6 protein-coding genes and 1 pseudogene are annotated in these 8333 nt (G+C 46.7%); 5 read left to right on the plus strand and 2 right to left on the minus strand.

Annotated elements, in window-relative coordinates:
• Positions 1–104: 104 nt before the first annotated feature.
• The gene (locus O9300_RS05605) at positions 105–1277 is read right to left on the minus strand and encodes a cysteine desulfurase family protein (protein WP_287970492.1); all 1173 of its coding nucleotides are present in this window, start codon (positions 1275–1277) and stop codon (positions 105–107) included.
• Between the two features lie 1120 nt (positions 1278–2397).
• On the opposite strand from O9300_RS05605, the gene O9300_RS05610 reads away from it, so the two are divergent.
• The 5 genes from O9300_RS05610 to O9300_RS05630 all read left to right on the plus strand — a co-directional run bounded on the left by O9300_RS05610 (position 2398) and on the right by O9300_RS05630 (position 8043).
• Positions 2398–3720 carry a CmpA/NrtA family ABC transporter substrate-binding protein gene (locus O9300_RS05610; RefSeq protein WP_287970493.1) on the plus strand — a complete coding sequence of 441 codons (1323 nt, stop codon included), beginning with the start codon at positions 2398–2400 and terminating at the stop codon, positions 3718–3720.
• 125 nt (positions 3721–3845) lie between these two features.
• On the plus strand, positions 3846–4673 hold the full coding sequence (ntrB, locus tag O9300_RS05615; RefSeq protein WP_287970495.1) for a nitrate ABC transporter permease: 828 nt from the start codon (positions 3846–3848) through the stop codon (positions 4671–4673).
• A 126-nt stretch (positions 4674–4799) separates the two neighbouring features.
• Positions 4800–6806: an ABC transporter ATP-binding/substrate-binding protein gene (locus O9300_RS05620; RefSeq protein WP_287970497.1), complete on the plus strand. Its 2007-nt coding sequence runs from the start codon at positions 4800–4802 to the stop codon at positions 6804–6806.
• A gap of 113 nt (positions 6807–6919) precedes the next feature.
• Entirely contained in the window at positions 6920–7072 is a 153-nt protein-coding gene (locus tag O9300_RS05625) for a hypothetical protein (RefSeq protein ID WP_287970502.1), read from the plus strand.
• Positions 7045–8043: a nitrate ABC transporter ATP-binding protein gene (locus O9300_RS05630; RefSeq protein WP_287970500.1), complete on the plus strand. Its 999-nt coding sequence runs from the start codon at positions 7045–7047 to the stop codon at positions 8041–8043. The genes O9300_RS05625 and O9300_RS05630 overlap by 28 nt, the downstream gene beginning before the upstream one ends.
• Positions 8044–8136: 93 nt before the next feature.
• On the opposite strand, the pseudogene O9300_RS05635 reads toward O9300_RS05630, so the two are convergent.
• Positions 8137–8300 (minus strand): annotated as a pseudogene (locus O9300_RS05635) (ISKra4 family transposase); the annotation flags it as partial.
• Between the last annotated feature and the right edge of the window lie 33 nt (positions 8301–8333).

Genomic DNA, 8333 nt, shown 5'->3' on the forward strand with positions numbered 1-8333 from the left:
AGGCCGAATTTGAATTCTTTTCTGAACAAAACCCCCTACTATCTGTTGTCAAGGTTCAGTTTTTAGCTTGGTTATCGCTTTTTCCATTGTAGCTTAAAGCCGTCCTAAAAGGACGGGGTTTTAACCCAAATTTTCGATAAACAGCGATCGATCACTTGTTTTAATACTAGAGCCGTCCAATCGATATCGGCCGCGCTGGTGTCCCTTCCCAGGGTTAAACGAATTCCCGCTAATGCTTCTCGATCGCTGTAGCCCATAGCTTTTAAAATTGGACTAGGGGAAAGTTTGCCACTATGACAGGCGGCTCCAGAACTAATACCGATTCCTGCTAAATTAAGCTGACGAACTAGCTGTTTTCCCGTGATTTGACTGTCATCGTCCGGACGGACAATAAAGCTGACGTGGTGGGGTAAACGATAGAATCGGTCTCCCGTGGGCAGCAGATAAGGATAATCGGCTAAGAGGTCAAATAATCGATCTCGCAAGGCCATTAAACGCATTTTTTCGCTAATTAAATCTTTTTGGGCTAATTCGGCCGCTAAACCGAAAGCAGCGATCGCTGGTACGGTTTGGGTTCCCGATCGCAGACCTTTTTCCTGACCACCGCCCCGCAGTAATGGTAGAATATCGACACCCGCTCTGACGTATAAAGCTCCCGATCCTTGCATTCCATAAATTTTATGGCTGGAAAGAGATAATAAATCTACGGGCAGTTTTCGCACATCAATATCGCATCTTGCCGCCACCTGCACCGCATCGGTGTGAAAAAGAACTCCCCTTTCTCTGGCAATGCTGCCCAATTCTTCAATCGGTTGTAGGGTTCCCACCTCGCTTTGTCCGTAAATAATGGAAATTAAGACCGTATCGCTTTGAATTGCGGCTTTTAAGTCTAAAGGATCGACCCTACCTTGACGATTGACGGGAAGACGAGTAATTTGCCAACCTTGCTGCTCTAATTGTTTACAGGGTTCAGCGATCGCCGAATGTTCCACACTAGAAATAATAATATGACGGGGGCGGTTATACTGTTGAGCAACCCCGATAATCGCTAAATTATCGGCTTCTGTGCCGCCAGAAGTGAAGATAATCTGGTCTGGATTGGCATTAACTAACCCTGCCACCTGTTCTCTGGCCATTTCGATGACTGTCGCCGTATCCTGTCCCCAAGTGTGTAAACTGGAGGGATTGCCCCAATGATGCTGGAGAATAGTGGCAACCCGCTCGATTACTTGGGGATGAGTGGGGGTAGTGGCGCTATAGTCAAGATAAATTTGCATTATTTTACAATCTGGCCGATAAGAAGCAAGGGCAAGCAGCTATTTTCAGTTTAGCGGCTTAGGTTTAACACTCGATCGATTGTCGGGGCAGTTAAATCTTCCCCTGTCAAAAAACAGAGATGCCGGTTAAAGCATCCCCACAGAGTCGATTTTACCTCTCTTGTGTCAATCTCGGCAGCAGACCAGCAAAAGTCATCCCAAAGACAGAGCAAATATCGTAAACAATCAAAGTCATAAAACCGTTCTAAAAGCCTAGTAAACCCGAAAGATAGTGAGGAACGGGGAAACTTTGAGCCATCTTAAAATGAAATGACAACAGATAAAACGCTGTAGAATAATTGAAGGTTATTTAAGAGATTTTTTCGGCCCTTTCCTGGAGAGCCAGTTTTTGATAAGAGTCTGGGATAGGTGCGACAGAAGGATTAAAAGTATCGTGATCAAGACAAACGATCAAATAGGCACAGATGACTAACTCCCACTATTGACAATATCCCTAAGCATCTAATCAAGGGGAAACATCGATCGATCATAATATGCTTTTGCTCTTGGCAAGTTCCAAAGCATAACAGAGATTGTCTCAAGCTGGTCGCGTCGCTAATACTTGCGGCGATTTTTCAGTAATCGGTAAACATTAACCGGTAATCAGTGAACGGCAAACTCAAATCTGATAACTGAGTCAAGATAGCTAAAAAACCCCCATCGCCCCACCATGCGTTTCAGACAAATTTTTATGCTTTTATGACATGGCTGACAATATTTTGTAACAATCTATACTATCTTTCCCGTTGAAGACTGTAAATTTAAGTTAATTGCTTCGGTGATAACCCTCAAATAAAGTGATCTTTCTAGCCCAGATGACCAAAAACCGCCCCTATCTATCGACTCCTCAAAACTGTTATGCTTCCGGAAAAAATCTCTTAGACAAAAACCATTGCTAAATCTCCCTAGATGGAGAAGCAAAAGCGATCGAGAGATAAAAATAGTTAAAGCCTCCTTACTGAATCAACAGTTACTTTCAAGAAATTTTCTCGGTTATCACCGCAGTCAGTTAGGGGAAGTAATGAGAATTTTTCACCGTTTCATCACCTTTGTTTAGTTTCTAATCACGATTTTTTAGTCCATGAGTAAACTTTCTAGACGTAGATTTATCTTCACTGCCGGGGCAACTGCCGTAGGAACAGCAATTCTCCACGGTTGCGCCACTCCCAATAATACCGCGACCAGTCCCTCCCCGGCCGGCAGTCCTGCCGCTTCCCCCGTTGCCGGTGGAGAAACTCCCGAAGTCACCACCGCTAAACTAGGTTTTATTGCCCTGACTGACTCTGCACCTTTAATTATTGCTAAAGAAAAAGGTTTATTCACTAAACACGGGATGCCCGATGTACAGGTGATGAAACAAGCCTCTTGGGCTGCAACCCGGGATAACCTCGAATTAGGTTCTGCGGGAAACGGTATCGACGGGTCCCACATCCTCAGCCCCATGCCCTACCTAATGACCTTGGGCAAAATTACCAAACAGCCCGTACCGATGTATATTCTGGCGCGTTTGAATACCAACGGTCAGGCGATATCGATCTCCAAATCCCACGCAGATTTAAAACTCGACCTCGACAGTTCTAAACTCAAAGAAACCCTCACCAAAGCGAAATCTGCCGGCAAAGAAATGAAAGCTGCCGTCACCTTTCCGGGGGGCAACCACGACCTGTTCATGCGTTACTGGCTATCTGCGGGCGGCATCGATCCCAATAATGACATCTCCCTCATCGTCGTTCCCCCGCCGCAGATGGTGGCCAATATGAAAGTCGGCACCATGGACGCGTTCTGTGTCGGCGAACCGTGGAACGCCCAAATCGTCTCCAAAGGCCTCGGGTACACTGCCCTGATCACTGGAGAATTCTGGAAGGATCACCCTGAAAAAGCCTTCGCTTTACGCGCCGATTGGGTAGATAAAAATCCCAAAGCGGCAAAAGCTTTAACCATGGCTGTTCTGGAAGCGCAACAATGGTGCAATGATCCCGCTAATGTTAAGGAAATGTGTGAGATTATTGCAGGACGGGAATGGCTGAAAATTGACCCCGCCGATATCTTGGGAAGAATGCAGGGTAATATCGATTTCGGTGATGGTCGCAAAATCGAAAATAGCCCCGTAGCCATGAAATTCTGGGCTGATAACGCTTCCTATCCCTACAAGAGTCATGATACTTGGTTTGTGACTGAAGACATCCGTTGGGGCTATATTCCCGCCGATACAGACATCAAAGCCCTCGTGGATAAAGTTAACCGGGAAGATATCTGGAGAGAAGCCGCCACAGCCCTCAATGTTCCGGCTGCTCAAATTCCCACCTCTACCTCTCGCGGTGTGGAAACTTTCTTTGATGGTGTTACTTTTGACCCCGAAAATCCCACCGCTTACCTGAAATCTCTCAAGATTAAAAAGGTTTAAATCAGTGAGCAGTGATCAGTAACCAGTCAACAGTTAAAGATGATTTTCTGATAGCTGGTAATTAATAACTGATAACTGAACCACTCAACCACTGATAAATGATAAATGATAACTGATAACTGATTATGGCTGTTTCTATTTCTCGTCGTTCTCAAGGTCCGAAATGGGTAAAAGACCTGCAAAAAAAATTACCCAAACTAGCAACTTCGGCGATTGCTTTATTAATTTTCCTTCTCCTCTGGCAAATTCTCTGTTTTAGTCCCGATGCCCCCCTTCCTAGTCCCACCAAAGTGGTTAGTGAGACCTGGGAATTAATTATTAATCCCTTTTTCAATAATGGTGGCACGGATGTGGGGTTATTCTGGCAAATTTTCGCTAGTTTACAACGGGTGGCCGTCGGTTTTACCCTTGCCGCTATTGTCGGCATCGCCGTAGGAATTTTAATCGGTAGTAGCGCCCTAGTTTATGATGCGATCGATCCGATTTTTCAAATCCTGCGTACCGTTCCCCCCCTAGCTTGGCTACCCATCTCCCTAGCGGCTTTTCGTAATAACGAACCTAGTGCCATATTTGTAATTTTTATTACAGCAATTTGGCCAATTATTATTAACACGGCCGTGGGAGTACAGCAGGTTCCCCAAGACTATAAAAACGTCTCTAGAGTGCTGAAATTATCCAAATTTGAATACTTTTTCAATATTCTTTTTCCCGCCACCGTTCCCTACGTTTTCACGGGATTAAGAATCGGTATCGGTTTATCTTGGTTGGCGATTGTAGCGGCGGAAATGCTGATCGGTGGCGTGGGAATTGGCTTCTTTATCTGGGATGCTTGGAATAGTTCCATGATCAGTGAAATTATCCTCGCCCTGATTTATGTGGGTATTGTTGGTTTCCTACTCGATCGCCTCATGGCCTACATCGCTAAATTAGTTGTACCCGAAGAAAATAAATAGGGTTTGCGGCAAAAAATTTTTCGGTGGGGGCAGGGTGTGGGGAGCTTTTTAAGTAAACAGTAAACAGTAAACTAAAAACTCACATCTGATAACTGATAACTGATAACTGATAACTGATAACTGAAAATGTCTGCATTTATTGAAGTCGATCACATTGATAAGGTTTTCCCTCTGCCCGATGGCCGTCAATATATCGCCCTAAAAAATATCGATCTCAGCGTTACTAAAGGGGAATTTATCTCTTTAATCGGTCACTCCGGTTGCGGGAAATCCACCCTCTTAAATATGGTCGCCGGACTCGATCGCCCCACGGTGGGGGGGGTGATTTTAGAGGGAAGAGAAATTAAAGACCCCGGTCCCGATCGCATGGTGGTGTTCCAGAATTATTCGCTGCTGCCCTGGTTAACCGTCCGGGAAAATATCGCCCTAGGAGTTAACCGTGTGCTGCGTCATCTGCCGGCCGCTGAACGCAAAAGTGTCATCGAACATAGTATCGATATGGTACACCTGCGCCATGCCGCCAACAAACGACCGGGAGAATTATCGGGAGGCATGAAACAACGGGTAGCGATCGCCCGCGCTTTAGCCCTACGGCCAAAAGTCCTGCTACTCGATGAACCCTTTGGGGCGCTAGATGCGTTAACCAGAGGCAATTTACAGGAACGTTTGATGGAAATCGTCGAGGAAAGCCACGTTACCTGTATCATGGTCACGCACGATGTGGATGAGGCGCTATTATTATCCGATCGAGTGGTGATGTTAACCACCGGACCGGAGGCCCATATCGGTCAGATTCTCGATGTTCCCATTCCCCGACCCCGGCATCGTTTGGAAGTGGTTAATCACCCCAGTTACTACTCCCTGCGTAACGAGATCGTTTATTTCCTCAACCAACAGAAGCGAGCGAAGAAAGTCGGTCAACCCACGGGAGCGGTGACGGTGATCGGCCAAGCTACCCGACTGAAAACCAATCCCACCATCGGTTTTATCCCCCTCACCGATTGCGCCCCGATTATTATCGCCAAAGAGAAAGGTTTCTTCGCCGAGGAAGGATTAGAGGATGTTATCCTGCAACGGGAACCCAACTGGAAAGCGATCGCCCAAGGAATAGCTACCGGTCGTCTCGATGCGGCCCAGATGGTGGCGGGAATGCCCCTCAGCATGACCATTGGGGCCGGCAATAAGCCCTCTGTCCCCGTGATTAGCGCTTTGGTACTCGGTCGCAACGGTAACGCCATCACCCTCAGCAATAAATACAGGGAATTGGGGGTAGAAAAACTGGAGGACTTAAAGGAGGCCCTCCTGCAAAGTCCCGACCAAATCGCCACTTTCGGCATGGTTCACCCCGCCTCCATGCACAATCTGCTGTTACGCTACTGGTTAGCTAGTGGCGGCATCGATCCCGATAGTGATGTGAATTTAACCGTAATTCCGCCGCCTCAAATGGTTTCCCTACTAAAAGCGGGTAAGATCGACGGTTATTGTGTGGGGGAACCCTGGAACTCCTACGCCGTTCAGGAAAAATTAGGCTACGTTATCGCCACCGATCTTGATATTTGGCCCGGACACCAGGAAAAAGTCCTCGGGGTCAAGGAAACTTGGGCGGCGAAACATCCCGAAACCCATATCGCCATGGTGAAAGCTTTAATTACAGCCTGTGAATACTGCGACGATCGGCGTAATCGAGAAGAAATCGTCAATATTCTCAGTCAGCCCCAGTATGTGGGCGTGGATAGGGCAATTATCCGCCCCGGTTTCCTCGATGGTTACGATCGCGGTTTAGGAACTGCCCCCGAAGCCCTATTCCGATTTAATCAGTTTTACGTCGATCAAGCTAACTGTCCAGGCCGGAGTGAAGCCCTATGGACCCTAACTCAGCTTGCCCGTTGGGGTTACGCGCCTTTCCCCCGCAACTGGGTGGAAGTGATTGAACGCGTCCGTCGTCCCGATCTGTTTGGCGAAGCTTGCAGGTCCCTGGGCCTTCCCGATTTGGAACCCGATCGCCACAGTTTCGCCCTCTTTGATCATCTTATTTTCAATCCCGACGATCCGATTGGCTATCTGGAACGTTTTTCGATCCGTCGCGATTATCGCGTCTCGGAAGTTCTCCTCGATGATCCTGTCGCTAATTAACGGTTGGCTGAATAAATCTAAAAACCTTGTTGGGTAAAACTTTTAGACTTTTGCGGGAGTGATCGGGGGGAAAATTCAGGGACTTTTTCCCTGAAAATTAGGTAATTGACCAGATGAAAATCGCTAAAACCCTACACCCCACACCCCACACCCCACACCCCACGAAAAACTTTTTCAGCAGACCCGAATTAATCGTTGTGGTGGGCAAAGCCCACCTTAAAATAAATCTAGGACGAATATGCAAACTTTTACCGATAAGACCGTGAATTCCAGCACCACCACCCAGCCTTTTTTATTAGTTAGTAATGTTGCCAAAGAATACCCCACTCAAGCAGGGGTTTACACCGTTTTAGACGGTGTGGAGCTGCAAGTCAATGAGGGGGAATTTGTCTGCATTATCGGTCACTCCGGCTGCGGCAAATCGACCCTTTTAAATATGGTGGCGGGGTTTTCTTCTCCTAGTCGTGGGCAAGTGCTGCTACAGGATAAAGAGGTTAAGGAACCAGGGCCGGACCGGATGATGGTGTTCCAAAATTATTCGCTTCTGCCCTGGAAAACTGCCTTTGAGAACGTTTATATCGGGGTTAATTCCGTTTATCCCCAAAAATCTCAGGCTGAGAAGGTGAAGATTGTGGAAGAAAATCTATCCCTAGTGGGATTGACAGAAGCAGCCCAGAAAAAACCTCCCCAATTATCGGGAGGCATGAAACAACGGGTAGCGATCGCCCGCGCCCTGGCCATTCGTCCCCAAGTCCTCATCCTCGATGAACCCTTTGGGGCCTTAGATGCGATCACCAAAGAGGAATTACAGGAAGAATTGCTGAAAATCTGGCAAGAACACCAGTTAACTGTGTTGATGATTACCCACGATATCGATGAGGCTTTGTTCTTGTGCGATCGCTTGGTGATGATGACCAACGGCCCAAGCGCTAAAATCGGTGAGGTGTTAAAGATGCCTTTTGCCCGTCCCCGGGTTCGTTCCCAAATCACCGAGGACCCCCGTTACTACGAACTCCGCAATGAAGCCCTCGATTTCCTCTACAATCGTTTTGCCCATTCGGAGGATCCCAACGAGGATGCCCCCGAAGAACCCCGCACAGAAAATCTCCTGGGTAAAATTGTTACTACTATTGGTGGCATAGCCTTACTCGCTTTTGTCGGTTTTAGTCTGATACAAATGTTCACCAGCAAGACTCCCAATACTGCTAATCCCGCTACCATAGAGGACCCCAGATAAGTAACAGTTATCAGTTATCAGTTATCAGTTATCAGATTTGAGTTTTAAGTGATACTAAATCCGCTGAGTATAGGCTACATATCAGGATTTCTCCGTTTCTCCTGTGCTTGTTTTGACAAAAAAATACCGATTTCTGGGTTGACATACTGAATCATTAAATCTCTAACAGTCTCTTCTATCTCTGCCAAGTTATTAAATTTCTCAACTTGGGATTGTTCCTAAAGACATTGCCCTAACTCTTGACATAACTCTTTAATTCTTTTTTCATTTTCTGATCACATTGGACTGTT

The organism is Microcystis sp. LE19-195.1E (genome assembly GCF_027532095.1).
GTDB lineage: Bacteria > Cyanobacteriota > Cyanobacteriia > Cyanobacteriales > Microcystaceae > Microcystis > Microcystis aeruginosa.